Below are 25,975 nucleotides of genomic sequence, written 5' to 3'. Positions count from 1 at the left end.
AAAGCGGAGACGTTTTCAATATAAACCCCTGCCTCCCAAAGCACGATTCAATTTTGTAACAAAAGCACATGTGCGGCGCATCCACGCAACAATTCCGCGGCCCAGCGCATACAGCCCGTTTACGCGGGCGGCCTCGCTTTTTAGAGAATCTTTACGCCCCCGCTGCTAATCTTGAACGTACCTCAACCACCGCTGCAAAGCCACCATGGAACCCCATTCACGCCTGCAAACGCATCAAGCACATCAAGCACTGCCCCACCGCCACCCCCGCCTGCCCACTTTCCTCATGCATATCACGGTCGACAAGTCCTGCCTGGCCGAGCTGCGCCAGCTGGTCGTCAAGACGTGCGGCGGCATGCTGTCGTTCATGCGCGTCGAGGCGGTCGACCACGCCGAACGCATGAAGGTATGGCTGTGCGTGACGGAGCCGGCCCTGCGCCTGACCATGGATGCCGTCATGCGCCTGCTGCCGGCGGCGGAATTTGGCCGCATCAGCCAGGGGAAATCGTCATGAACCAGTACTCCTGCGAGCAGGCGATGTCTTCATCGCGCATTACCGCGCATTTCCAGGGCATCTGGGTGCCGATGGTCACGCCATTCCGTGATGGCGATGGCGAAATCGACTTCGACGCCGCCCAGCAGCTGGCCAGCGAACTGGCCGCCAGCGGCATAGATGGCCTGGTGGTGTGCGGCACCACGGGCGAAGCGGCCATGCTGAGCGCCACGGAGCAAACCATGCTGCTCGAAAGCGTACTCGAAGCCATCGGTCCCCGCTTCCCCGTCGTAATGGGCGTGGGTGGCAGCGATACGCGCGGCGTCGTCGCCACGGTGCAGCGCTATCACGACCATCCGCTGGCCGGTCTGCTGGTCTCGGCACCGTCCTATGTACGCCCTTCGCAAGACGGCATCGTGCGCCACTTCCAGGCCATCGCCGCCGCCACCGACCAGTCCATCGTGCTGTACAACGTTCCTGCCCGCACGGGGGTCAATATCGAACCGCAGACGGCGGCGCTGCTGGCGTGCGACTCGCACTTCGTCGCCATCAAGGAAGCGGGTGGCAAGCTGCAGCAACTGGGCGAACTGCTGCTCGACACGCGCCTGGACGTGCTGTGCGGCGACGATGCGCTGCTGCTGGCCAGCCTCTCCATGGGCGGCCATGGCGCCATGTCGGCCGCCGCCCAGATACGCCCCGACCTGTATGCGCAGCTGTACCACCTGGTCAAGCAGGGCCGCCACGGCGCCGCCGGCGCCCTGTTCAAGGTCATGCTGCCCGTCATCCGCCTGCTGTTTGCCGAACCCAATCCTGGCCCAGTGAAGGCGGCGTTGGCCATGCAGGGCAAGGTGCGTGACGAGCTGCGACTGCCGATGACGCCGATGTCTTCGGCCGGCAAGCACAAGCTGGCCGAAGCACTCGAACCACTGATGGCACTGCCCGTATGGACAGCCGGCGACAGGGACGCGCCACGCGAAGGCTGTTTGCTGCAACTGATCTCCGCCGCCAACCTGATGCCAGCCGTGCGCCAAGATGATCATCGCCATCACGGATGAACGCGGGGGGATGGAGAAATCCATCCTGGCCGGGCGGCTGGCCGCCTCGCGCGCGCTGGCCGGACGCAAGGTATTGCTGCTCGATGCCGATCCACGCCAGGGAGCCATGGAGCAGGCCAGGAATATGCACGACGGGGCCAAGCACGGCAGCATGACGCGGCCAAGCCTGATGGCGCGTGCCATCAGCGCCAAGGGCCTGCAGCCGGAGCTGGAACACCTGGTGAACTGCTACCATGACATCGTCATTGACAGCGAAGGCCGCGACTCCATGGGCAGCCGCTCGGCCCTGATCGCCGCGCGCGTGCTGGTGGTGCCGCTGGACGGTGTCGTGGACGGCGCCGCGCAGGCTTGCCTGGCGCGCCGCATCGCGCACGCGCGCAGCGTCAATCCTGACCTGCGCGTCCTGCTGGCGACGGACACGCAAGCGGCCCCCGCCCATGCCCTGGCCGCACAGATTCCCGCCTCCCGCGTGGTCAGCCTGGGACAGCTGTATTGCGCCGTCTTTAACCTGCCAGCCTAGCTCTGCATGCAAAAAAAAAGGCGGCGCATGCGCCGCCTCTCCTTTTATCTCCGTCAATTAAAACGTTTTGCTGACCGTCAGTTGCAGCGCTGTCTTGCCCATGAATTTGCCATTCACCGGCGACGCATAGGCCGACTTGCCCGCGTTCGTGCCGATCACGGCCAGCGCGCCTGTCACGATGCCGAAATCGCGCGTGACGCCCACTTTCCAGTCCGTGTAGCTCGACGCATCATTGTTTTTGACCTTCTGGTGGCCAGCGTGCAGGGTGCCGGTCCAGCCGTTCGTCAGGTCGATATTCGCGCCAATGTCCAGGTAGCCGCTGTTCTTGCTGTTGACGATACCGAACAGGTTGGAGACGGCGTGCGAATACTTGATATAGGCGGGACCATACGACAGCTGGCCGTAGACTTCCTGCGTATCCGCGTCGGCCAGGCCGGCGATACCCTTCAAGCCATTGTCCGCATACACATACGCGAGCACGCCCACGTCATAGCCGATATCGGCCGTCAACTGGCCGCGCTTGCCCGCATACAGATCCACTTCCACGTCGCCACTGCCGCCCGCATCCTTGGTCCACTTGATGGTGGAGGCCCAGGCGCCCGCATACAGGCCGGTGGGGTTGTTGACGTAATCGACGCCGCCCTGCAGCGCGGGTTTCAAGCGCGTCTGCGAAATGCCGCGATAACGGTAGTCGGACACGCCGGCCACGTTGAAGCTGACTTCATTATCGGGCTTGGCCTCTTCCGCATGGGCCAGGCTGCCCGTAAAGGCGGTGGCGACGGCAAGTGCAAGTAGCATTTTATTCATGGTTTTTTCTTCTTCATGGGTGGTATGGGCCTTTGCCAACATGGCGCAGCTGGCCCGCCGCTGCAAAACAATGGGTAAAGCGTCCCCCCGGCGCGCGCGGCGCCCGTTTTCCAACAGGGGATTAACAGTTGTTAGAGCGGCAGCAGCAAGCGGTAGCCGACAGCCGTTTCCGTCAGCAGGTACTGCGGCTGGGCCGGGTCGGCTTCCAGCTTCTGGCGCAGATGCCCCATGTAGATACGCAGGTAGTGGCCGTTTTCGCTATTCGATGGCCCCCACACTTCACGCAGCAGTTGCGGATTGGTGACCACCCTGCCTGCGTTCTTCACGAGTACCGACAGCAAGCGGAATTCCGTTGGCGTCATGTGCACCAGTTGCTTGTTGCGCGTCACCAGCCGGTCCTTCAAGTCGACCCGCACGTCGCCGAACTGCACCACACCATCGTCGCTGGCGGCAGGCTGGCGCTGACGGCGCAAGGTGGCGCGCACGCGGGCCAGCAGCTCGCCAACGCCGAACGGCTTGGTCAGGTAATCGTCGGCGCCCGCGTCCAGCGCGCGTATCTTGTCCTCTTCGTCGACACGCGCCGAAAGCACGATGATGGGCACGGCCGACCATTTGCGGATGTCAGCGATGAAGTCGATGCCGTCGCCGTCGGGCAGGCCCAGGTCCAGCACGATCATGTCGGGCCGGCGAGTGCCGGCATCGATCAGACCCCGCTGCATGGTGGCGGACTCGAAAATCTGCCAGCCCTCGTCCTCCAGCGCGGCACGCACGAAGCGGCGGATTTGCGGCTCATCCTCAACCAGCAAGGCGGTGGCGGAAGGTTCGTTCATGATGGTTTTCCTGTTTCATAGTCGTTGGCGTCATCGAGTTCTATCTCTGGCGGCGCAGGGGGCGTGCCCAGCGGCAGGCTGAACACGATGGCAGCGCCCTGTCCCGGCGCGTGCGGCTGCGCGTGGATGGTGCCACCGTGGGCTTCGACGATGGCGCGGCAGATGGCCAGCCCCAGTCCGACGCCCGGCTTGTTCGATTCGCGCTCGCCGCGCGTGAATTTTTCAAAGATGGCTTCTTCGCGGCCAGGCGGCAGGCCCGGGCCATCGTCAAACAACCTCACCTGCAGGAACTGGCCGTGCACCCCGGCCGCGACCGTGATGGTGCTGCCGGGCGGCGTGTACTTGGCCGCGTTTTCCAGCAGGTTGCACAGCACGCGCTCGATCAGCACGGCGTCGTAGCGCACCAGCGGCAAATCCGGCGCCAGCTGCGTCTGCACGGCATGTTGCAGCAATTGCGGGCCGCTGGCGCGCAGCGCGCTGCCCACCACTTCTTCCAGCGCCTGCCATTGCAGGTTCAGGCGCACCTGTCCGCTTTCGATGCGCGCCATGTCCAGCAAGTTCGCCACCAGGGCGCTCATGCGCACGGTTTCGGACTGCAGCGAGCGCGCCATGTCCAGCTGCGCAGGTGACAACGCCGGCCTGGACAGGGCCAGCGATTCGGCCAGCCCCACCAGCGACGTCAATGGCGTGCGCAAGTCGTGCGAGAGTGCCGCCAGCAGAGAGTTGCGCAGGCGCTCGGACTCCATCTGCAGCAGCGCGCCCTGGGCCACGTCGATGTAATGCACGCGCTCGAGGGCGATGGCCGCCAGGGCGGCAAAGGTATCGAGGTGCTGGCGCTGCTCCGGTACCAGCAGCCAGCGCCCGTGCTGGGCAGCCTCCAGCGGCAACAGCGCCAGCACGCCCCGCGTGCGCATCGGCGCGATCAGCGGCAGGTAGAAAATGGGGGAAGCAGGCAAGGTATCGGTACCCGTGCCAGCGGCCTGCGCATGGTCGAAGGCCCACTGCGCGATGCCCATGTCCAGCGCCTCGCTTCCGTTCGGGGTCTGCAGGCTGCCCTCGTCATCAGGCAGGAGCAAGGAGGCGCGTGCGCGGAAAGCCCGCTCGATGGCGCTTTTCGTGATATCGAAAATCTGCTCCGTCTGCAGCACGCCGGACAATTCCCGCGAAAACTCGTACAGGGCGCGGGCGCGCGCTTCGCGGTGCGATGCAACGCGTGCCTGGAAGCGCAGGCCGGCCGTCAGGTGGCCTGTGATCAGGCCCACGGCCAGCATCACCCCAAAGGTGATCACATACTGAAAATCGCCCACGGCAAACGAGAAGCGGGGCGGCACGAAAATGAAATCGAAGCAGGCCACGCCCACCAGGCTGGCCAGCGCCGCCGGCCCGCGCCCCAGGCGCACGGCCACCAGCACCACCGTCAGCAGCGACAGCATGGCGATATTGGCCAGGTCCAGGTAGGGTTGCAGGGGGACCGAGGCCAGGGCCGTGCCCAGGCTGGCGCCGGCGGCCAGTATGTAGCGCCAATGGCGCGATGGCCTGCGCGTCGCCTCCGCATCCTCGCCCGGCGCGCGCCGGGGCGCCGCATCCGCTGGCGGCAAGCCTACTTCGATCAAATCGATATCGGGTGCCAGGCTGGCCATGCGCACGGCGGGCGGCGCATGCCACAAGCGCGCCAGTGCACCGGCGCGGCCACGGCCTACGATGACTTTCGATATATTCGCGCTGCGCGCATACTCGACCACGGCGCCGGCGATGTCGGCGGACGGCACAATGGCCGTGCGTGCGCCCAGGTCCTGCGCCAGTTTCAGCGTTTTCAGGATGCGTTCGCGTTCGCGCGCCGGCAGACGCTGCAGGCGCGGCGTTTCCACGTACAGCGCGTGCCATTCGGCATTCAGCTGGCTGGCCAGGCGCGCCGTGCTGCGGATAACGTGTTCGCCACCCGCGTGCGGCCCCACGCAGGCGAGCAGCGCGGCGCCCGTCTTCCAAACGGAATTGATGGATTTCTCGACGCGGTAAGCCTGCACGTCGTCCTGCACCCGGTCCGCCGTGCGGCGCAAGGCCAGTTCGCGCAGGGCGATCAGGTTACCCTTGCGGAAAAAATGCTGGGATGCCCGCTCGGCCTGCTGCGGCTGGTATACCTTGCCCTGCTTCAGGCGGCGCAGCAATTCATCAGCCGGAATATCGACCAGCACCACTTCATCGGCGCGGTCGAACACTGTGTCAGGCAGGGTTTCTGCCACGCGCACGCCCGTGATCCCGCCCACCACATCGTTGAGGCTTTCCAGGTGCTGCACATTCACGGTCGACAGCACGTCGATGCCGGCCGCAAGCAACTCCTCGACATCCTGCCAGCGCTTCGGATGACGCGAACCGGCCACGTTCGAATGGGCCAGTTCATCCATCAATATCAGCGACGGCGCGCGGCGCAGGGCCTCGTCCAGGTCGAACTCGAAAAGGGTCTTGCCCCGGTATTCGATCGCCTTCAAGGGGAGTACGGGCAAACCGTCAAGCTGGGCGGCCGTATCCTGGCGCCCATGCGTCTCCACCACGCCCACCAGCAGATCCTGGCCATCGGCCAGCAGTTTGCGGGCGGCGGCCAGCATCGCATAGGTCTTGCCGACGCCGGCCGATGCGCCGAAGTAAATGCGCAGCCGGCCGCGCGCGGCTTTCTTTTCCTGTGCCTGCACTTGCGCCAGCAGGGCATCAGGGTCGGGGCGTTGGCTGTCGTTGGGGAGCATGGGTATCTTTTAATTGTCGATTAGCCCAAGAACAAGGGCTGGGGTCAGACCCGACGGGTCTGACCCCGATATCACTGCATCATCTTACTTCGCGGCCGCATCGAGCGCCAGATTCAGTTCCAGCACATTCACCCGTGGTTCGCCGAAAAAGCCGATATACGCGGTTTTCTGTACCTTGGCGATGGCGTTTTCCACCTGCGCCAGCGGCACTGCGCGTACGCGGGCCACACGCGGCGCCTGGTACAAGGCTGCCGCCAGGCTGATTTCCGGGTCCAGGCCGCTGCTCGATGCCGTCACCAGGTCGACGGGAATGGCGCGCGTGTTGCCTGGATCAGCTTCCTTCAGCGCGGCGATGCGCGCCTTGACGGCGTCCACCAGGGCCGGATTGGTCGGTCCCTGGTTCGAGCCGCTCGAACCGGCACCGTTGTTGGCCATCGGCGCGGTGGCCGATGGACGGCCCCAGAAATACTTGGGCGAGGTGAAGGACTGGCCGATCAGCATCGAACCGACGGGCTTGCCACCACGCTCGACGATGCTGCCATTGACTTCATCGTTGAAGGCCAGCTGCCCGATGCCGGCCGTGGCAAACGGATAGACGACACCGCAAATCACGGTCAGTGCGGCAAACAGGACCAGGGCGGGACGTACGATAGTGCTCATGATGGTTCCTTTAGACTAAATTGAGTGCGGACAGCAGCATGTCGATCAACTTGATCCCGATGAAGGGCAGGATGATGCCGCCCAGGCCGTAGATCAGCAGATTGCGACGCAACAGGCTGGCCGCGCCGATGGCCCGGTATTGCACGCCCTTCAGGGCCAGCGGGATCAGCACGACGATGATCAGTGCATTGAAGATCACAGCCGACATGATGGCCGAGGCGGGGCTGGCCAGGTGCATGATGTCGAGCGCCTTCAACTGCGGATAGGTGCCTACGAAGGCGGCCGGGATGATGGCGAAGTACTTGGCGATGTCGTTCGAAATCGAGAACGTCGTCAGCGAACCGCGCGTCATCAGCATCTGCTTGCCGATTTCAACGATTTCCAGCAGCTTGGTCGGGTTCGAATCCAGGTCGACCATATTGCCAGCCTCTTTTGCCGCCTGCGTGCCCGAGTTCATGGCTACGGCCACGTCGGCCTGCGCCAGCGCCGGGGCATCATTGGTGCCGTCGCCCGTCATGGCCACCAGGCGGCCTTCGGACTGGTAGCTGCGAATCAGCTTGAGCTTGTCTTCCGGTGTCGCTTCGGCGAGAAAATCGTCCACGCCAGCCTCGGCTGCGATGGCCGCAGCCGTCAGCTTGTTGTCGCCCGTGATCATGACGGTCTTGATGCCCATGCGGCGCAGTTCCGCAAAACGCTCCTTGATGCCGCCCTTGACGATGTCCTTCAGTTCCACGACGCCCATGACGCGGCCATCGTCGACCACGACCAGCGGCGTGCTGCCGCGGCGCGCGATATCGTCGACGGCGCGCGCCACCTCGGCCGGATATGGCTCGCCCAGCGCTTCCACATACTTTTTCATGGAATCGGCCGCACCCTTGCGCAGCTGGCGCACTTGCTGTTCGCCAGGGATGTCCACACCGCTCATGCGCGTTTGCGCCGTGAAGGGCACGAAGGTGGCGTGCAAGCTGGCCATTTCGCGTTCGCGGATGTTGAACTTCTGCTTGGCCAGCACGACGATGCTGCGCCCTTCCGGCGTTTCATCGGCCAGCGATGCCAATTGCGCCGCGTCGGCCAACTGCTGCTCCGTCACGCCGGGAGCAGGCACAAAGCTTGACGCCTGGCGGTTGCCCAGGGTGATGGTGCCCGTTTTATCGAGCAGCAGCACGTCCACGTCGCCCGCCGCTTCCACGGCGCGGCCCGAGGTGGCAATCACATTGGCTTGCATCATGCGGCTCATGCCAGCCACGCCGATGGCCGACAGCAGGCCGCCGATGGTGGTCGGAATCAGGCACACCAGCAGCGCGATCAGCACGGTGATGGTAACGGGCGTGCCGCTGCCGGCTGCCGCCACGGAAAACAGCGAATACGGCAGCAAGGTCACAGTGACGATCAGGAAGACGATCGACAGGGCCACGAGCAGGATCGTCAATGCGATTTCATTCGGCGTCTTCTGGCGCTTGGCGCCTTCGACCATGGCGATCATGCGGTCGATGAAAGCTTCGCCCGGGTTGACGGAAACGCGCACCAGCAACCAGTCCGACAGCACGCGGGTGCCGCCCGTGACGGCGGAGAAATCGCCGCCCGATTCGCGGATCACAGGTGCCGATTCGCCCGTGATGGCGCTCTCGTCGACGGAGGCCACGCCGGCCGTCACTTCGCCGTCGGCGGGAATGACGTCACCCGCCTCGACCAGCACCGTCATGCCCTTGCGCAGGTCGGTTGCCGGCGTGGGCAGCCAGGAGGTGCCGTACTTCGGCGTTTGCATTTTCTTTGCCATCACCGTTTGCTTCAGGGCGCGCAACGAGGCCGCCTGGGCCTTGCTGCGGCCTTCGGCGAGCGCTTCGGCGAAGTTCGCGAACAGCACGGTAAACCACAGCCACACGGCGACGGCGACAATGAAGCCGAACGGCGCTTCACCCTGGCCGTTCAGGGCCTGGATGGCCAGCAGGGTCGTGATGATGCTGCCCACGTAGACGACGAACATCACGGGGCTGCGCCACTGCGTGCGGGGGTCAAGTTTTTTGAACGCATCGACGATGGCAGGGCCAATCAATGCGGAATCGAACAAGGTCAGGCTTGTGCGTGACATGGTAGCCTCTTATTTTGTAAAAAGTTGCAGGTGTTCGACGATCGGGCCCAGGGCCAGCGCGGGAACGTAATTGAGCACGCCGACCAGCACCACCACGCCGATCAGCAGGCCGATGAACATGGGGCCGTGCGTAGGCATGGTGCCGGCATTGGCCGACAGGCGCTGCTTGGCCGCCAGCGAACCGGCCACTGCCAGCACAGGTACGATCACGCCGAAACGGCCGAACCACATGGCGATCGCCAGCATCACGTTGTAGAACGGCGTGTTGGCGGACAGCCCGGCAAACGCGCTGCCGTTATTGTTTGCCGCCGACGTGAAGGCGTACAGAATCTCCGAGAAGCCGTGCGCGCCGGGATTGGCCACGCCGATCTTGCCCGGTTCGACCATCACGGCGATCGCCGTGCCCGTCAATACCAGGGCTGGCGTGACCAGGATGGCCAGCGACACCATCTTCATTTCATAGGCCTGGATTTTCTTGCCCAGGTATTCAGGCGTGCGGCCTATCATCAGACCGGCGATGAAGACGGCCAGGATGGCGAACATCAGCATGCCGTACAGGCCCGTGCCCACGCCGCCGAAAATCACTTCGCCGAATTGCATCAGCAGCAGCGGCACCATGCCGCCCAGGGGCATGTAGGAGTCGTGCATGGAATTGACTGCGCCGCACGATGCCGCCGTCGTCACCGCCGCGAACAGAGTCGAGGAGCTGATGCCGAAGCGCGTCTCCTTGCCTTCCATATTGCCGCCCGATTGCAGGCTGCTGGCCTGCTGGTCCACGCCCAAGACCTGCAAAGCGGGATTGGCTTGCTGCTCGGCGCTCATCACGCCGGCTGTCATGACGACAAAGATCAGGGTCATGGCGGCCAGCACGGCCCAGCCCTGGCGCAGGTCGCCCACCATGCTGCCGAACGTGAAGCACAGGCCGGCGGGAATGATGAAGATGGCCAGCATCTGCAGGAAGTTCGACAGCACGGTCGGATTTTCATACGGATGCGAGGAATTGGCATTGAAGAAGCCGCCGCCATTCGTGCCCAGCAGCTTGATCGATTCCTGCGACGCGACGGGGCCCATGGCGATCGTCTGCGTGGTCGCCACTTGTGCTTCCATTACGGGCTTACCGGCGGCATCCACCACGGGCTGACCATCGGCCGTCATTTTCGGCGTTTCATACGCCACCTGGTCGAGCAGCGTCACTTCCTTGTAGGCGGAAAAGTTCTGGATCATGCCTTCGCCCATGAAGACGACGGACAAGGCCAGCGACAGCGGCAGCAGGATGTACAGGGTGGAGCGCACCAGGTCGACCCAGAAGTTGCCGATCGATTTACCCGAGCGCGAGGCGAAACCGCGCACCAGCGCGAAGATCACGGCGATACCGGTGGCCGCCGAAAAGAAGTTCTGGCATGCCATGCCCAGCATCTGGGTCAGGTAGCTCATGGTCTGTTCGCCGCCGTAGCCCTGCCAGTTGGTATTGGCGACGAAGCTGACGGTGGTATTGAACGAGGAGTCGGGGCTGACGGCACCCAGGCCCTGTGGATTAAGTGGCAAGAAGCCCTGCAGGCGCTGCAGGCCGTAGACGAAGACGGCGCCCACGGTATTGAAGACGATCAGGGCGATGGCATAGCTTTTCCAGCCCATGGCCTTATCGGCAGGCAGGCCGGACCAGCGGTACAGCAGGTTTTCCAGCTTTTGCAGCCAGCCCAGGCCACGCACGGGGCCATCGCCGGCCACCTTGGCCATGTAGAGGCCCAGCGGATAGCCGGCGGCCAGCAGTACAACCAGGAAGGCCACCAATAACAGTATCGATTGCGTCGTCATCACAGTTCCTCCGCCTTCAACAGTGCCACCAGCAGGTACACGAGCAGGCCAGCCGACACGACGGCGCCCAGCACATAAAACGCGTTCATTTGACGCTCCCTAATTTGTCGCAAGCGACGGCAAAGCCGACCACCACGACGAAAAAAACGGCAATCAAGCCGAGATACACGATATCCATTCCCACCCTCATTCAGGTTTGTTTTGATAGTGAGCAGATTAGCCAAAAGGGTCTAAAAAATTCGTAAAGACTGGAGAGTCAGCTGTAAACAAGATGTAAAAACGGGGGCTTTAGGGAATAAAATCGTCCACAATGGGCGCAAAACCGCGCGCGCAGCGCACTGTTGTTGCCCTGGAGTAGCGCTATTGCTCGCTGGACAAGATAGAATGCGCGAGCGTCCGCACAAGGACGCCATGCCTGCCGCACTGCCCTCTCCCAGTGACGCTGGACGGGATATACTGTATATTCATACAGTTATCGCCGCCGTTGTCACTGCGCCCTGCAGTGCCCTGGCCTGGCGTTCCAACCACTGTCTTTACTTAGCTTGAACACGTATGGCCACTAAAAAACCAGCATCCGACTACAGCGAATCATCCATCCGTGTCCTGAAGGGACTGGAACCCGTCAAGCAGCGCCCGGGGATGTACACCCGCACTGAAAATCCGCTGCACATCATTCAGGAAGTGATCGACAATGCCTCCGACGAGGCGCTGGGCGGTCACTGCACGCATATCGCCGTCACGCAAAACACGGATGGCAGCATCACCGTAGAAGACAATGGCCGCGGTATTCCCGTCGGACTGCACCCGGAAGAAGGCGTGCCGACGGTGGAAATCGTGTTTACAAGGCTGCACGCGGGCGGCAAGTTCGACAAGGGTTCGGGCGGCGCCTACGCGTTTTCGGGCGGCTTGCACGGCGTTGGCGTGTCCGTCACCAATGCGCTGTCGACGCGCCTGGAAATCACCGTCTGGCGCAAGGAAAGCGACGGCAACGGCTTGCACCACATGGTGTTCGCAAATGGCGACGTGATCGAACCCTTGAGTTCCCGCCCCGCTCCGCGCGACGGCAAGAAGTCGGGCACGCGCGTGACGGCCTGGCCCGATGCGAAGTATTTTGATTCGCCCAACATCTCGCAAACCGAGCTGCAGCGCTTGCTGCGCTCGAAAGCCGTGCTGCTGCCGGGCGTGACCGTCACCCTGACCAACGCGAAAACCGGCGACACGCAGACCTGGCTGTACGCGGAAGGCTTGCGCGGCTACCTGACCGAATCGCTGGCGCAGGTGTCGAATGGCGAAACCCTGATTCCCCTGTTCGAAGGCGCGCAGTACGCGGGCCCGGACTCGGAAGGCTTTGCCGAAGGCGAAGGCGCGGCCTGGGTGGTGGCGTGGACGGAAGAAGGCGCCATCGTGCGCGAATCGTATGTCAACCTGATTCCCACCTCGAATGGCGGCACGCACGAATCGGGCTTGCGCGACGGCCTGTTCGGCGCCGTGAAAAATTTCGTCGAGATGCACTCGCTGCTGCCGAAAGGCGTGAAACTGCTGCCGGAAGACGTGTTTGCGCGCGCTTCCTTCGTGCTGTCGGCGAAAGTGCTGGACCCGCAATTTCAGGGACAGATCAAGGAACGCCTGAATTCGCGCGACGCCGTGCGCCTGGTCTCGACCTTCACCAAGCCGCCGCTGGAACTGTGGCTGAACCAGCACGTCGACTACGGCAAGAAGCTGGCCGATCTCGTGATCAAGCAGGCGCAGTCGCGCCAGCGTTCACTGCAAAAAGTAGAAAAGAAAAAATCCTCGGGCGTCGCCGTCCTGCCGGGCAAGCTGACGGACTGCGAATCGTCGGACATCACGCGCAATGAACTGTTCCTCGTCGAGGGTGACTCGGCGGGCGGTTCGGCCAAGATGGGCCGCGACAAGGAATTCCAGGCGATTTTGCCCCTGCGCGGCAAGGTCCTGAACTCGTGGGAAACGGACCGCGACCGCCTGTTTGCCAATAACGAAATCCACGACATTGCGGTGGCCATCGGCGTCGATCCGCACAGCGTGGGCGACACGCCCGATCTGTCCGGCCTGCGCTATGGCAAGATCTGCATCCTGTCGGATGCGGACGTGGACGGCTCGCACATCCAGGTACTGCTGCTGACCCTGTTCTTCAAGCACTTCCCGGCCCTGATCAACAAAGGCCACATCTGCATCGCCCGCCCGCCCCTGTACCGGGTCGATGCGCCAGCGCGCGGCAAGAAGCCGATGCAGAAAATCTATGCGCTCGATGACGGCGAACTGGTCGCCATCGAGGACAAGCTGCGCAAGGAGGGCGTGAAACAGGGCGCCTGGTCGATCTCGCGCTTCAAGGGCCTGGGCGAGATGAACGCCGAGCAACTGTGGGAAACGACGATGAACCCGGACACGCGCCGCCTGCTCCCCGTGACTCTGGGCGAAATCGACCACATGACTTCCGCCGCGCGCTTCAACATGTTGATGGGCAAAGGCGAAGCGGCAGGACGGCGCGCCTGGATAGAGGAACACGGCAATGAGGCGGAGGCCGATATCTGATGATCATCGGCATCGACCTGGGCACCACCAACAGCCTGGTCGCCATCTGGCGCGACGGCAAGGCTTCCATCATCCCGAATGCGCTGGGTGAACACCTGACGCCGTCGTGCGTGAGCATCGATGACGACGGCACCGTGCTGGTTGGCCGCGCCGCGCGCGAGCGCCTGCAGACGCACCCGCAGCTGACGGCCGCCGTCTTCAAGCGCTACATGGGCAGTGAAAAGAAGATCACCCTTGGCACGCAGCAATTCCGTCCGGAAGAGCTGTCGTCGATGGTGCTGCGCGCGCTGAAGGAAGATGCCGAAGCCTTCCTGGGCCACAAGGTCGAGGAAGCCATCATCACCGTGCCCGCGTACTTCAGCGATGCGCAGCGCAAGGCCACGCGCATCGCCGGCCAGCTGGCGGGCTTGCGCGTGGAGCGTCTGCTGAACGAGCCGACAGCCGCCGCGCTGGCCTACGGCATCCGCGACAAGGAACAGGAAAGCAAATTCCTCGTCTTCGACCTGGGCGGCGGCACGTTTGACGTGTCGATCCTGGAGCTGTTCGAAGGCGTGATGGAAGTACGCGCCTCTGCCGGCGACAATTTTCTGGGCGGCGAAGACTTCGTCACGGTGCTGGTCGACGCCTTTTTGGAAGGCAGCGGCTTGCGCGACGCGGCCGGCAGCCGCCTGTTCGACCCGCGCCAGCAGCAGTTGCTGCGCGATGAAGCCGAGCGCGTTAAGCGCCTGTTGTCGGAGCAGCCATCCGTGCGCATGGCCACGCGCTACGAGGACAAGGAATACAGCTGGGAAATCAGCGAAGACAGGCTGGCGCAGTTGTGCGAACCGCTGCTGGCGCGTTTGCGTCTGCCCGTGGAACGGGCGCTGCGCGACGCCACCATCCGCGCTGCGGAATTGAATGAAGTGGTGCTGGCCGGCGGCGCCACGCGCATGCCGCTGGTGCGCAAGCTCGTATCACGCATGTTCGGGCGCTTTCCCGCCATCCACCTGGACCCGGACGAAGCCGTGGCACTCGGTGCCGCCGTGCAGGCTGGCCTCAAGATGCGCGATGCGGCCCTGGACGAAGTGGTCATGACGGATGTGGCACCGTATTCGCTGGGCATTTCGATTTCGCGCCAGGTCGGCGCAAACCAGTATGAAGGCGGGCATTACCTGCCCATCATCGAGCGCAACTCCGTGGTGCCCGTCTCGCGCACGGAAAACATCACCACCATCTACGACAATCAGAAGGAAATCAACGTGGCGATCTTCCAGGGCGAGTCGCGCCTGGTGGCTGACAACGTCTTTCTCGGCAAGATCAGCTTCCCGATACCCGCAAAAAAGGCGGGCGAGATCGGCATCGACGTGCGCTTCACCTACGACGTCAGCGGCGTGCTGGAAGCGGAAGTAACGGTACTGGCCACGCAGGAACGCCACAAGATGATCATCAGCGACAACGCGGGCGTGATGACGCCGGAACAGATCGAGCAGCGCTTTCTTGAACTGGCCGACCTGAAGATCCACCCACGCGAACAGATGGAAAACCGCACCCTAGTCACGCGCGCCGACCGCCTGTACGAACAGTCACTGGGCGACGTGCGCCAGTATCTGGCGGCGCACACGGCCAATTTCCAGGCCGCGCTGGAAACGCAGGACCCGAACACCATCCGCAAGGCCCGCCAGGCGCTCGACGAGGTGTTGCGCCAGGTCGAGAGCGAAAGCTTCCTGTAAATGGACGGTGGCATGCACAACGGACAGCGCAGCCTGTGGGATATCCTGGGTACGGAGCCGACCGGCGACGAACGCGCCCTCAAGCGTGCGTATGCGAAGCGCTTGAAAGTGACGCGTCCCGAAGACGATCCGGCCGCCTTCCAGGAACTGCGCGAAGCGTATGAATACGCGCTGCGCCATGCGCACCTGTTTGCTGCGGAGTTGCCGGAACCGCAATCGGCTGGGGCCGAAGCGGAAGCGGCGGAAGTGCCAGAAGCGACGCCCATGGAACCGGCCGACCTGTGGGGCGTGATCGACGATGCGGCGCAGGAGCCGCCCGCAGAACTGTGGGGCATCATTGCCCGGGAGCCCGCACCGCCGCAAGAACAATGGGGTGTGGTCGCCATCGATCCGACGCAGGAAGCCGCCAATCTGTGGCAAGGCTGCCTGGCGCAGACGCGCCACGCCGATGCCAGCGACGTGCTGGCCCGCATGCTGCAGGACGACGCCATGCTGAACCTCGACGTGCGCGAGGAGTTCGACCTGTGCGCGCTGCGCTATTGCGCCGGCGCCGGCTATGACCTGGCGCTGCGCCAGGCCCTGTTCGAGCAGCTGGGCTGGGACCGCGATTTTTCCTACCTGGCGCGCAGCCATGCGGACCTGGTGCGCAGCGCCGTGCAGCGCTACCGGGCGGACCGTTCGTTCGCCCATTTCAGCGACAACCGCGACAGCTACCCCGGCCTGGACTGCCTCATGTCGCAGCAGCCGCCATCGGCCTACGCGCGCCAATTGTTCGACCGAAAATTCACGCTGCAACTGCGCGAACTGCTGCACGCGATACGCTGGCAGCACGCCGAGATGCTGGCCTGCAAGCTCGATACGGACCTGTTCGAGCAGTGGGAACACGCCGTCCATGCCAAGCGCTACTTCAAGCAGACGGCGCTGGCCTCGAGCGGCCTGGGTTTCGTGCTGCACTTCATGCTCGCCGGTGTGCTCGATGCAGCCGGCTTCAAGCTCGGCGACACGGCCGCCTATGCCAGCCTGCTGGGCTTCCAGGCGCTGGCCTTTGCCCTGCTGGCCATGCATGCCTTGCGCTGGCCCGCGCCGCTGTTCGCGCGGCTCGACACGCTGCAGGAAGCGCTGCAGGAACGCCTGCCCGTGCTGTGGGCGCGGCCCGGCTTGCGGCAACTGGGCTGGATCGTGCCCTATCTCGTGCTGGCGCTGCTGCTGTTCCTGCCCGAGCGCAGCGAGACCATGCACCTGGTGACTGCGGCCGGTTTGTGCGCGTCGGCACTGCTCGCGTATGCGCTCAATCGCCAGCTGCTGCATGGCATGCTGCTGCTCCTGTGCCTGGGCCTGTCGCTGTTCGTCGCCATGTTCATGAGCGGCAAAGGTTCCACCGCGCTGGCCATCGGCGATGCCATGCCATTGATGTTTTGCCTGGCGGCGCTGGCCCTGCGCAGCGCTACCGGCCTGTATGGCGATTGCGGCTGGCCCGAGGCGCTCTTGCCCCGCCTGCGCGCGGCATGGCTGGTCGGCTGTGCGGGCTTGCTGTCGCTACTGTATGCGCAGCAGTTGCCAGCCCCCCTCGTCGGCGCCACGCTGTATGCCTGGTCGTGCGCCGGCTTGCTGTTTTCCCCCAGCGATTTCAAATGGAAGACGATGTGGCCGCTGGTGCTGGTGCCCTCCATTGCCAGCTTCGTGCTGGCCGGTCAGGCTCTTTCCATCCGCGCCATGCCAATGATGCATAACAGCGTCGAACTGGCCGTGGCCGTGCTGTATCTGACCTTGCGCTACATGTATCTGACGTACGGCAAGTCCTTTTCCAAATCCAGGCTGTCATAATCAGCCCCACGAATTCAACCGCAACCACTAACACCGAAACAAGCGCCATGTCCACACAAACCAATTTATTTGACGATGCCCAGCCTGAGCCGATCGAGCCGGATGAACCGGTATTCGACGGCGAAGCGCTGACCCTATCCACCTTTGCCGAGCGCGCCTATCTCGATTACGCCATCTCCGTCGTCAAGGGTCGCGCCCTGCCCGACGTGTGCGACGGCCAGAAACCCGTGCAGCGCCGCATTCTGTATGCGATGAATGAACTGGGGCTCAATTCCACGGCCAAGCCGCGCAAATCGGCGGCAGTGGTCGGCGACGTGCTCGGTAAATTGCATCCGCACGGCGACCAGTCCGTGTATGACGCGCTGGTGCGCATGGCGCAGGATTTCTCGCTGCGCTACCCCTTGATCGATGGCCAGGGCAACTTCGGCTCGCGCGATGGCGATGGCGCCGCGGCGATGCGCTACACGGAAGCGCGTTTGACGCCCATCGCCAAGCTGCTGATGGATGAAATCGGCATGGGCACGGTGGACTTCCAGCCCAACTACGACGGTTCGACGGAAGAACCGAAGCTGCTGCCGGCGCGCCTGCCGATGGTGCTGCTGAACGGCGCCTCCGGCATCGCCGTGGGCCTGGCGACAGAAATCCCGTCGCACAACCTGGCGGAAGTGGCGAAAGCGGCCGTGGCCATGATCCGCGATCCGAAGATGACGCACGCCGAACTGATGGCCATCATTCCCGGCCCGGACTTCCCCGGCGGCGGCCAGATCATCACACCGTCCTCGCAAATCCAGGACATGTATGCGAGCGGCCGTGGCAGCATGAAAGTGCGCGCGCGCTGGAAGATCGAAGAGCTGGCGCGCGGCCAGTGGCAAGCCGTGGTAACGGAACTGCCGCCCGGTACCTCGTCGCAAAAGGTGCTGGAAGAAATCGAGGAACTGACGAATCCGAAGATCAAGCTGGGCAAGAAGGCGCTGTCGCCGGACCAGGTGGCCCTGAAGGCGCTGATCCTCAATTCGCTCGACACCATCCGCGACGAATCGGGCCGCGCCGCGCCCGTGCGCCTGGTGTTCGAGCCGAAGTCGAAGAACCAGGACCAGACGGAATTCATGCTGATGCTGCTGGCGCACACCTCGCTGGAATCGTCGACCTCGATCAACCTGGTGATGATAGGCGGCGATGGCCGCCCACGCCAAAAAGGACTGGGCGACATCCTGCGCGAGTGGATCGACTTCCGCTTCGAGACCGTCACGCGCCGCACCGGCTACAAACTGGGCAAGGTCAAGGACCGCATCCATATCCTGGAAGGCCGCGAAGCGATCCTGCTCAATATCGACAAGGTGATCCAGATCATCCGCAATTCGGACGAACCGAAAGCGGCCCTGATCGAAGCGTTCAATCTGTCCGAACGCCAGGCCGACGACATCCTGGAAATCCGCTTGCGCCAACTGGCGCGCCTGGAAACGATCAAGATCCAGCAAGAGCTGGCCGAGCTGCGCAAGGAAGAAAAGTCGCTGCAAGACCTGCTCGACAACCCGGGCTCGATGAAGCGCGCCATCATCCGCGAAATCGAGGCGGACGCCAAGCAGTTCGGCGACGCGCGCCGCACCGTGATCGAGGAAGCGCAAAAAGCCGTAGCGGAACAGAAGGTCGTCGACGAGGCGGTCACCGTCATCATTTCGGAAAAAGGCTGGGTGCGTGCGCGCACCGGCATCGGCCACGATGCGGCGCAGTTCACCTTCAAGGCGGGCGACACGCTGCATGGCGCATTCGAATGCCGCACGGTCGACACCCTGCTGGGCTTTGGCAACAACGGCAGGATTTACTCGGTTCCCGTCTCGGCGCTACCCAACGCGCGCGGAGATGGAGTGCCGATCACGACCTTGTGCGACCTGAGCGGGGGCACGCCGGGCAACGCCGTGCGCATCCTGCATTACTTCGCGGGCAATGGCGCCACCAACTTGCTGCTGGCATCGAGCGCCGGCTACGGCTTTATCGCCAAGGCGGGCGACATGAGCAGCCGCCTGAAAGGCGGCAAGGCCTTCATCACCCTGGACGACGGCGACGTGCCCCTGGCGCCGAAGGTCATCCCCGATGCAGCCAGCGCCCTGGCCTGCCTGACGGAAGGCGCACGCCTGCTGGTGTTTGGCCTGGATGAAATGAAAACCCTGTCCAAGGGCGGCACCGGCGTCAAGCTGATCGACCTCGATGCCAAGGACAAGCTGCTGGCCGTGCAGCCGATCACCCAGCGCGGCGTGGTGGTCTCGGGCATCGGCAGGGGATCGAAACCGCAGGATGCGTCGCTCGGTGCCACGGCCCTTGCCGAGCACTTCGGCAAGCGCGCCAAGAAAGGCAAGGCGCTGGCGGCCAAGCTGAAACCGGTGTCCATGGCGGCCATCGGCTGAGCGCCACCCGTCCATACGAAAAGACAGGTTCGCCTGTCTTTTTTTTCGTCCATCGCCGCGTACCGGCAACAGGAGAAAATAGTTTTACAGATACGCGCCGCGTTCCCGTTATCCCTGCAGGCATGCCACCGGCATGCCGCCCATGGATAGGAGAACAGGGATGAGAAGTCAGTTTTCAGGCACAGCGACATGCAGCGCCTGACCCCGGCCGAGCGGCTGGTCGCGGCCATGGCGGCCGAAGGCTTGCCGTACAAAAGTATCGCCAGGGAGCTGGGCAAGTCGCCGGCCACCGTACGCAACCAGCTACATGCGATTTATCAGAAACTCGGCGTGGGCAACCGCACGGCGCTCGCCTACAAGCTGCGAGGCGCGCTTTAAGGCCGCGACAGGCGCAGCACCTCGGGCGTCGCTTCAACGATATCGATCACGTCCTGCGCCCCGCTTGCATCGCCCAGCGCGTAACGCCCCATGCCCAAAGGCCGCAGCCGGGTAACGGAGCCGGCACGGGGACGGTCATCGGGGCCGGGTGCCACGGACGTCAATGTCGCCTCCTCCTGCGCCATGGCGGCGGGCGCGCCGAACTCCAGCACCTTGCGCCCCTTGCGGCTGGGAGGAAAGGTGAACGTGGCCGTGGGCCGGTACACCTCGATACCATCGGCATCCTCCTCGAAGGAATGCGTCCAGCTACCGCTGGGCAATGCCGTTGTCATGCCGTGCATGCTGCCTCCCGTTTACACATTGACGTCAGAAACACGATACCACGCCGCCCAGGCTTTCATAGCCGCTCACGGAGGGCGACCAGGCCGTCCCGTTCCACGCCTTGTGGAACAGGTCGCCATTCGTGCCAGTGACAAACACATCGAGGCGATTCGGCGCCCAGGCCGTGGCGCGTGGCCGCGAGGTGCACACGCCGCCCAGGTTGTCAAAGCCCGTCAAGGAAGGCGACCAGGCAGATCCATTCCACGCCTTGTGGTACAGGGCGCTGTCCGTGCCGATGACGAACAGGTCGAGCCGGTTTGGCGCCCACGACACGGCTTCCACTTCGCCCACGCAGATGCCACCGAGGCGCTCGAAGCCATCGTTGGACGGCCACCATTGCGCGCCATCCCACCACTTGTGGTACAGGGCGCCATCGGTTCCCGTGACAAACACATCGAGGCGGTTCGGCCCCCACGCCACCGCCTTCGGCAACGAGGTGCAGATGCCGCCCAGGCGCTCATAACCCGTCAGCGACGGCTCCCAGGCCGTGCCATTCCACCACTTGTGGTACAGCGCATGGTCGGAACCGATCACGAAGACGTCGAGGCGGTTCGGTCCCCAGGCTACCGCTTCCGGCCGCCCCAGGCAGATGCCGCCCATGGCTTCGTAGCCCGTCAAGGATGGCCCCCAGGCGGCGCCATTCCACCACTTGTGATACAGGCCGCGGTCCGTACCGACGACAAACACGTCAAGGCGGTTTGGCCCCCAGGCCACGGCGCTGGGATCGCCCACGCACAGCCCGCCCAAGGATTCATAAGCTGTCAGCGACGGTCCCCAGGCCGTGCCATTCCACCATTTGTGGAACAAGCCGCTGTCGGTGCCCGTCACAAATACGTCAAGCCGGTTCGGCGCCCACGAGACCACCTGCGGCGCACTGGTACAGATGCCGCCCTGCCCTTCATATCCGGTGACGGACGGCGCCCAGGCCGTGCCATTCCAGGCCTTGTGGTTAAGCGCGCGGTCCGTGCCCGGCACAAAGACGTCGAGGCGGTTCGCGCCCCAGGGCACGACGGGAGATGAGCTCTGGCGCGGCGTGGCGCCGGTGCCGCCCGACCCCGTGCCGATGCTGGCGCGCGGGCCATCGAGACAAGCCTGCATGCGCGCAACCTGGCCTGCCGTGAACATGAACATGGCCGGATCATCGACATAATCCATATAGTTCATGAACATGTCGCCATTCGGCCCGTTGCTGCAGGACACCTGGGGAAACGAGGGCTGGCCCGTGTTCGGCCCGCCCTGGTTCGGCGTGTCGGCCACGTTGTCGGTGCCCGAGCATCCGGTGCCGTCGTCGCCCCAGATATGATTCAGGTTCAGCCAGTGACCGATTTCATGCGTGGCCGTACGCCCCAGGTGGAACGGTGGCGCCGCCGTGCCGCTCGTGCCAAAGGCCGATTGCAGGATCACCACGCCGTCGGTGGCGGCCGGGCCGCCGGGGAACTGCGCGTAGCCAAGCAAGCCGCCGCCCAGCTGGCACACCCAAATATTCAGGTAACTGTCGGCTGGCCAGGCATCCATGCCGCCCGTCGCCTGCGACTTGACGGCATCGTCCGCACCAAAGGACGTCACCGTCGTCTGGCGCCGCTCGATGCCGCTGGTGGCCGCGCCATGCGGATCGATCGTGGCCAGCACAAACTCCACGCGCGGATCGGCCGTCAGCGGCAGGAAGGGCGCCGGCGTGCCGTTCACATCCGGATTGACGCGGCGGAAATCGCGGTTCAGCACGTCGATCTGGCTGGCAATCTGCGCAACCGAAATATTCTGCGCGGCCGTATTCCACACCACGTGCACGACCACCGGTATCTGCGTCGCGCCGGAACGTCCGGCAATGCCGCTGTCGCCCTCGTACAATCCGGCCTGATTTTCGATATCGGCGCGCACTCTGGCATAGGAAGGATCTTCGCTCAGCAGGCGGCGATGCACGTCCATCGTGGCGCAGGTACGCGTCTGCGGCGTGCCCCCTCCCTGGCCGCCGCCGTCGCCGCCCATGCCACCTCCGCCGCCCCCACTATCGCGGTCGTCCCCCATGCCGCCGCCACCGCCCACGTGCATGCAACTGGTGCCAGCCGTGCCATGCGATGCGTGCAGCATGCCGCCGCCTGGCATGGCATCGCCGCCGGCCGCATCAGCGTCGGCCTGCATGTCACCTTCGACCGGCATGGATTGCATGGCGGACATGGCTGGCGTGCCTTCAGCCGTACTGGTAGCCGGTGATTTTTTCGTTTTAGCGATGCTCATGATGTCCCCCTTGGTCTGTTTGCCAATTCACTATGGCACGGCGAAAAGAGGAGCATTTGCGCCAGATCAAGACTGGCAAGCGGTGCAAAAGAAAAGCGGCAGGCGAAAAAAAAGACAGCCGAAGCTGTCTTTTGGGCTTGCAGGCCGTGGCCCGCAAACGGGAAATTACTTGGCGGCGGCGGCCTTGACTTCAGCGTCGGCCTTGGCCTTGGCTTCTTCCGTCTTGGTGGCGGCGATGGCTTTATCGGCGTTCGCTTCCACTTTTTCCTTGGCGACTTTGGCATCCGCTTTCACGGAGGTTTTGCCCGCTTTAGCATCGGCCTTGGCAGCAGCCTTGTCAGCCTTGGCTTGCGCCTTCATTTTGTCTTCCGGATCGGCATCGACTACTTTGTCGTGGGCCTTGGCCTTGGTTTTGTTCGCCTTGTGCTGGGCGTCGGCTTTCTTTTCGTCAGCCTTCATTTCAGCCTTGGCGACATTGGCGTCAGCCTTGGCATCGACTTTGGCTTCCTTGTTGGCAGCCTTGTTGACGTCATGCTGCGCAGACGCTTGGGCGCTGGCAACGGCTGGGGTAACTGGCGACGTTTGCGCGATGGCAGCGGTGGCAAACAGGGTAGCGATCAGGGCGGCGAGTAATTTGTTCATGATGAGACCTTTCAATATGGTTTAATTTTATTCTTACTAAAGGCGGGCAAAATGTTCAAAATTTGCCAGGCATCGCGCTGTTTCTTGATGTAGCGCAATGGCATGACTTCATAGTAAAGATAACTGGCAAACCACACAGTGCGTTAGCGCACTCAACGGAAAATATGTGCAATTCGGCAAATTTCCGCTGAGTGCGATGGCACTGTCAAATCCTCAAGCGCTCACTGCCAGCGCCGCGTGGCGTGCCGCCACCCACTCTTCATTGGCCGGCTCCACGCCCACCACGATGCGGCTGGCATCGCTGGAAATGCGGCTGGCGTTGCGCGCATTGGCCTCCGCGTCAAGCACCGGGCCGATGAAACCCAGTTCGGCGCAGATACGCTGGCGCAGTTCGGCGCTATGCTCGCCGATACCGGCCGTAAATACCAGCATGTCCAGCCCACCCAGCACGGCCGTCAGGGCGCCGATCTCGCGCACGATGCGGCGGATATACAGGGCCAGCGCAGCGCGGATCCGTTCGCCCGTGGCATCCTGCCGGTCCTGCTGCGCCAGCAAGACTGGTGGGTCGGCCGACACGCCCGACACGCCCAGCAAGCCCGATTCGTGGTACAGCACATGCGCCACCTTTTCCAGCGACAGTTTTTCGATTTCCATCAGGTAGATGACGGCACCCGGATCGAGCGAACCGCAGCGCGTGCCCATCATCAGGCCATCGAGCGCGGAAAAACCCATGGTGGTGGCAACGCTGTGCAAATTGTCCATGGCGCACAGGCTGGCGCCGCTGCCCAGGTGGGCCACGATGACCTTGCCGCGCGCGACAGCACCAAAACGCTGCTCCAGCACCAGCGACTGATATTCATACGACAGGCCGTGGAAGCCATAGCGGCGCAAGCCCCGCTCCCATGCATCGTAAGGCAGGGCCAGCATCTGTTCGACCTGCGGCACCGTGTGGTGAAAGGCCGTGTCGAAGCACGCCACCTGGGCGATATCGGGACGCGATTCCAGCAGCACCTCGATCGCCTCCAGTGCGAAAGGCTGGTGCAGCGGCGCCAATGGAACGAAACTTTTCAGGTCCGACAACACGGCAAAATCGATGCGCACGGGGGAGAAATACTTGCTGCCGCCATGCACCACGCGGTGCGCCACGGCGCGCAGCGGGCGCCCGGCCAGCTGCGCCACGACCTGCGCACGGATGGTTTCGAGGGCTGCGTGATGGGGCTGCTCCGGATCGAGCTGCAGGGATACGGCCGGCAGGCCGCCGGCGCGGTAAGTGGCGTTCTCGCGGCCGATGCCTTCGACCTTGCCGCTCCATTGCGCCTGCTGCGGCAGCACGCCACCCGCTTGCTCGAACAGGGCGAACTTGATGCTCGACGAGCCGCAATTGAGCACCAGGATCAGGGCGCCATCGGCGGCATGTTGGACTGCTGCGCTCATGGTGGCGTGCTCCGGTAATGATTGGCCAGCATCACGGCGATGGCGCACGAAGCGATGCGGCTGGCACGCGAATCGGCGCGACTGGTGAGAATAACGGGAACCTTCGCCCCCAGCACGATGCCGGCGCTGTCCGCGTCGCCCATGTATTCAAGCTGCTTGGCCAGCATGTTGCCGCTTTCCAGGTCGGGCACCAGCAAAATATCGGCACGGCCCGCCACTTCCGAGACGATGCCCTTGACAGTGGCGGCAGCAATTGAGACGGCATTATCGAAGGCCAGCGGGCCATCGAGGATGGCGCCCGTGATCTGCCCGCGGTCGGCCATCTTGCACAGGGCGGCCGCATCCAGGGTGGCAGGCATGTCCGCATTCACCGTTTCCACGGCGGCCAGGATGGCCACGCGCGGCCTGGCCACGCCGATTACGTGCGCCAGGTCGATGGCGTTGCGCACGATGTCGGCCTTCATGGCCAGGTTCGGCGCGATATTGATGGCCGCGTCCGTGATGATGAAGGGGCGCGGATACGCAGGTGTCTGCATCAGGAAGCAGTGGCTGATGCGGCGCTTGGTGCGCAAGCCGGCGCTGGCAGACAGCACGGCCGACATCAATTCATCCGTGTGCAGGCTGCCCTTCATCAGCGCCTCGACTTCGCCCTTGCCTGCCAGCTCGGCGCCACGCGCGGCGGCGGCATGGCTATGTTCGACGTCCTCGATGGCGATGCCGGCCAGACTCAGACCAGCCTCCAGCGCCACCGCTTCCAGGCGCGCGCGCGGCGCCACCAGCACGGGCGTGATCAGGCCGGCCGCATGGGCGTCCAGCGCGCCCGACAGGCTCAGTTCATCGCAAGGATGGATCACGGCCACCTTGATCGGCCCCAGCGTGCGCGCATGCTCGAGCAGGCGCCGCGTGCCGTCGCCGTTATGCAGGCGAACTTCAGGCAAGGTAGCGCGCACTCTTTCGATCTGTTCGGCGGGCGCGATTACCTGCGCTTCGCCGTCGAGCACCACGGCGCCATGCTGGTTAACACAGCGGCAGGCCAGAGTCACGTGGCGGTTGCGCGGTTCGAGCGCGGTGACGGTGACGCTGATGGCCAGCGTATCGCCCACGCGCACGGGCTGCAGGAAGCGCAGGGTCTGACCCGTGTAGACAGTGCCGGCGCCGGGCAGGCGCGTGCCCAGCACAGCGGAAATGAGGGCGGCGCCCCACATGCCGTGAGCGATGACGCCCTCGTAGCGGCTGGAGGCTGCAAATTCGGCATCCAGGTGCTGCGGGTTGTCATCGCCCGACATCACCGCAAACAGGGCGATATCGTCCATGCTCAGGGTGCGCGTGATGCTGGCGCTGTCGCCGATGGCGATCTGGTCGAAGGTGCGGTTACGCACGATATGCAAATCATCGTCTTGGGTAGTAGTCATC

The 25,975-nt window shown here is 63.8% G+C and carries 20 protein-coding genes; 8 read left to right on the top strand and 12 right to left on the bottom strand.

Going from position 1 to position 25,975, the window contains the following annotated elements; genetic code table 11:
- The first annotated feature begins 205 nt into the window (after positions 1-205).
- The 3 genes from C8C89_RS07775 to C8C89_RS07765 are packed head-to-tail and all read left to right on the top strand — an operon-like array spanning position 206 to position 2,068.
- Positions 206-514 carry a hypothetical protein gene (locus tag C8C89_RS07775; RefSeq protein ID WP_243857931.1) on the top strand — a complete coding sequence of 103 codons (309 nt, stop codon included), beginning with the start codon at positions 206-208 and terminating at the stop codon, positions 512-514.
- Positions 511-1,548, top strand: a complete 1,038-nt coding sequence (gene dapA, locus C8C89_RS07770) for a 4-hydroxy-tetrahydrodipicolinate synthase (RefSeq protein WP_101482807.1) — start codon at positions 511-513, stop codon at positions 1,546-1,548. The genes C8C89_RS07775 and dapA overlap by 4 nt, the downstream gene beginning before the upstream one ends.
- Positions 1,526-2,068, top strand: coding sequence for a ParA family protein (locus tag C8C89_RS07765; RefSeq protein ID WP_101482808.1), 543 nt, complete (start codon positions 1,526-1,528; stop codon positions 2,066-2,068). Before dapA ends, C8C89_RS07765 begins: the two co-directional genes overlap by 23 nt.
- A 57-nt stretch (positions 2,069-2,125) precedes the next feature.
- On the opposite strand, the gene C8C89_RS07760 is transcribed toward C8C89_RS07765, so the two are convergent.
- The 7 genes from C8C89_RS07760 to kdpF form a co-directional block, all read right to left on the bottom strand.
- Positions 2,126-2,875 (bottom strand): TorF family putative porin, encoded by a 750-nt coding sequence (locus C8C89_RS07760; RefSeq protein WP_101484729.1) that lies wholly within the window; start codon positions 2,873-2,875, stop codon positions 2,126-2,128.
- 131 nt (positions 2,876-3,006) lie between these two features.
- Positions 3,007-3,705, bottom strand: coding sequence for a two-component system response regulator KdpE (gene kdpE / locus C8C89_RS07755; protein WP_010401402.1), 699 nt, complete (start codon positions 3,703-3,705; stop codon positions 3,007-3,009).
- Entirely contained in the window at positions 3,702-6,443 is a 2,742-nt protein-coding gene (locus tag C8C89_RS07750; protein ID WP_133989272.1) for a DUF4118 domain-containing protein, read from the bottom strand. The genes kdpE and C8C89_RS07750 overlap by 4 nt, the downstream gene beginning before the upstream one ends.
- An 84-nt stretch (positions 6,444-6,527) precedes the next feature.
- Positions 6,528-7,103, bottom strand: coding sequence for a potassium-transporting ATPase subunit KdpC (kdpC, locus tag C8C89_RS07745; protein WP_101482810.1), 576 nt, complete (start codon positions 7,101-7,103; stop codon positions 6,528-6,530).
- A 10-nt stretch (positions 7,104-7,113) separates the two neighbouring features.
- A complete protein-coding gene (gene kdpB, locus C8C89_RS07740; protein ID WP_133989271.1) occupies positions 7,114-9,192 on the bottom strand; it encodes a potassium-transporting ATPase subunit KdpB in 2,079 nt (692 codons plus the stop codon).
- Between the two features lie 9 nt (positions 9,193-9,201).
- On the bottom strand, positions 9,202-11,007 hold the full coding sequence (gene kdpA, locus C8C89_RS07735; RefSeq protein WP_101482812.1) for a potassium-transporting ATPase subunit KdpA: 1,806 nt from the start codon (positions 11,005-11,007) through the stop codon (positions 9,202-9,204).
- On the bottom strand, positions 11,007-11,096 hold the full coding sequence (gene kdpF / locus C8C89_RS07730) for a K(+)-transporting ATPase subunit F (protein ID WP_034746483.1): 90 nt from the start codon (positions 11,094-11,096) through the stop codon (positions 11,007-11,009). Before kdpF ends, kdpA begins: the two co-directional genes overlap by 1 nt.
- 463 nt (positions 11,097-11,559) lie before the next feature.
- On the opposite strand from kdpF, the gene C8C89_RS07725 reads away from it, so the two are divergent.
- The 5 genes from C8C89_RS07725 to C8C89_RS07705 all read left to right on the top strand — a co-directional run bounded on the left by C8C89_RS07725 (position 11,560) and on the right by C8C89_RS07705 (position 19,870).
- Positions 11,560-13,557 (top strand): DNA topoisomerase IV subunit B, encoded by a 1,998-nt coding sequence (locus C8C89_RS07725; RefSeq protein WP_101482813.1) that lies wholly within the window; start codon positions 11,560-11,562, stop codon positions 13,555-13,557.
- Positions 13,557-15,266: a molecular chaperone HscC gene (locus tag C8C89_RS07720; RefSeq protein ID WP_133989270.1), complete on the top strand. Its 1,710-nt coding sequence runs from the start codon at positions 13,557-13,559 to the stop codon at positions 15,264-15,266. Before C8C89_RS07725 ends, C8C89_RS07720 begins: the two co-directional genes overlap by 1 nt.
- Before the next feature lie 12 nt (positions 15,267-15,278).
- Positions 15,279-17,090 (top strand): J domain-containing protein, encoded by a 1,812-nt coding sequence (locus tag C8C89_RS07715; RefSeq protein ID WP_133989269.1) that lies wholly within the window; start codon positions 15,279-15,281, stop codon positions 17,088-17,090.
- A gap of 47 nt (positions 17,091-17,137) precedes the next feature.
- On the top strand, positions 17,138-19,492 hold the full coding sequence (parC, locus tag C8C89_RS07710) for a DNA topoisomerase IV subunit A (RefSeq protein WP_133989268.1): 2,355 nt from the start codon (positions 17,138-17,140) through the stop codon (positions 19,490-19,492).
- 189 nt (positions 19,493-19,681) lie between these two features.
- Positions 19,682-19,870, top strand: coding sequence for a LuxR C-terminal-related transcriptional regulator (locus tag C8C89_RS07705; protein ID WP_101482817.1), 189 nt, complete (start codon positions 19,682-19,684; stop codon positions 19,868-19,870).
- Here C8C89_RS07705 and C8C89_RS07700 read toward each other — a convergent pair.
- The 5 genes from C8C89_RS07700 to C8C89_RS07675 form a co-directional block, all read right to left on the bottom strand.
- A complete protein-coding gene (locus C8C89_RS07700) occupies positions 19,867-20,211 on the bottom strand; it encodes a hypothetical protein (protein ID WP_133989267.1) in 345 nt (114 codons plus the stop codon). The genes C8C89_RS07705 and C8C89_RS07700 overlap by 4 nt on opposite strands.
- 25 nt (positions 20,212-20,236) lie before the next feature.
- The gene (locus tag C8C89_RS07695) at positions 20,237-22,486 is read right to left on the bottom strand and encodes a M43 family zinc metalloprotease (protein WP_208327685.1); all 2,250 of its coding nucleotides are present in this window, start codon (positions 22,484-22,486) and stop codon (positions 20,237-20,239) included.
- A gap of 165 nt (positions 22,487-22,651) precedes the next feature.
- Positions 22,652-23,128, bottom strand: coding sequence for a hypothetical protein (locus C8C89_RS07685; protein WP_101482819.1), 477 nt, complete (start codon positions 23,126-23,128; stop codon positions 22,652-22,654).
- 213 nt (positions 23,129-23,341) lie between these two features.
- Positions 23,342-24,562 (bottom strand): acetate/propionate family kinase, encoded by a 1,221-nt coding sequence (locus C8C89_RS07680; RefSeq protein WP_101482820.1) that lies wholly within the window; start codon positions 24,560-24,562, stop codon positions 23,342-23,344.
- The gene (locus tag C8C89_RS07675; RefSeq protein ID WP_133993216.1) at positions 24,559-25,974 is read right to left on the bottom strand and encodes a bifunctional enoyl-CoA hydratase/phosphate acetyltransferase; all 1,416 of its coding nucleotides are present in this window, start codon (positions 25,972-25,974) and stop codon (positions 24,559-24,561) included. Before C8C89_RS07675 ends, C8C89_RS07680 begins: the two co-directional genes overlap by 4 nt.
- Position 25,975 lies beyond the last annotated feature (1 nt).

The sequence above is a fragment of the Janthinobacterium sp. 75 genome (assembly GCF_004365495.1).
Taxonomy (GTDB): Bacteria; Pseudomonadota; Gammaproteobacteria; order Burkholderiales; family Burkholderiaceae_D; genus Janthinobacterium.
This window is presented reverse-complemented; position numbering and strand designations above follow the sequence as displayed.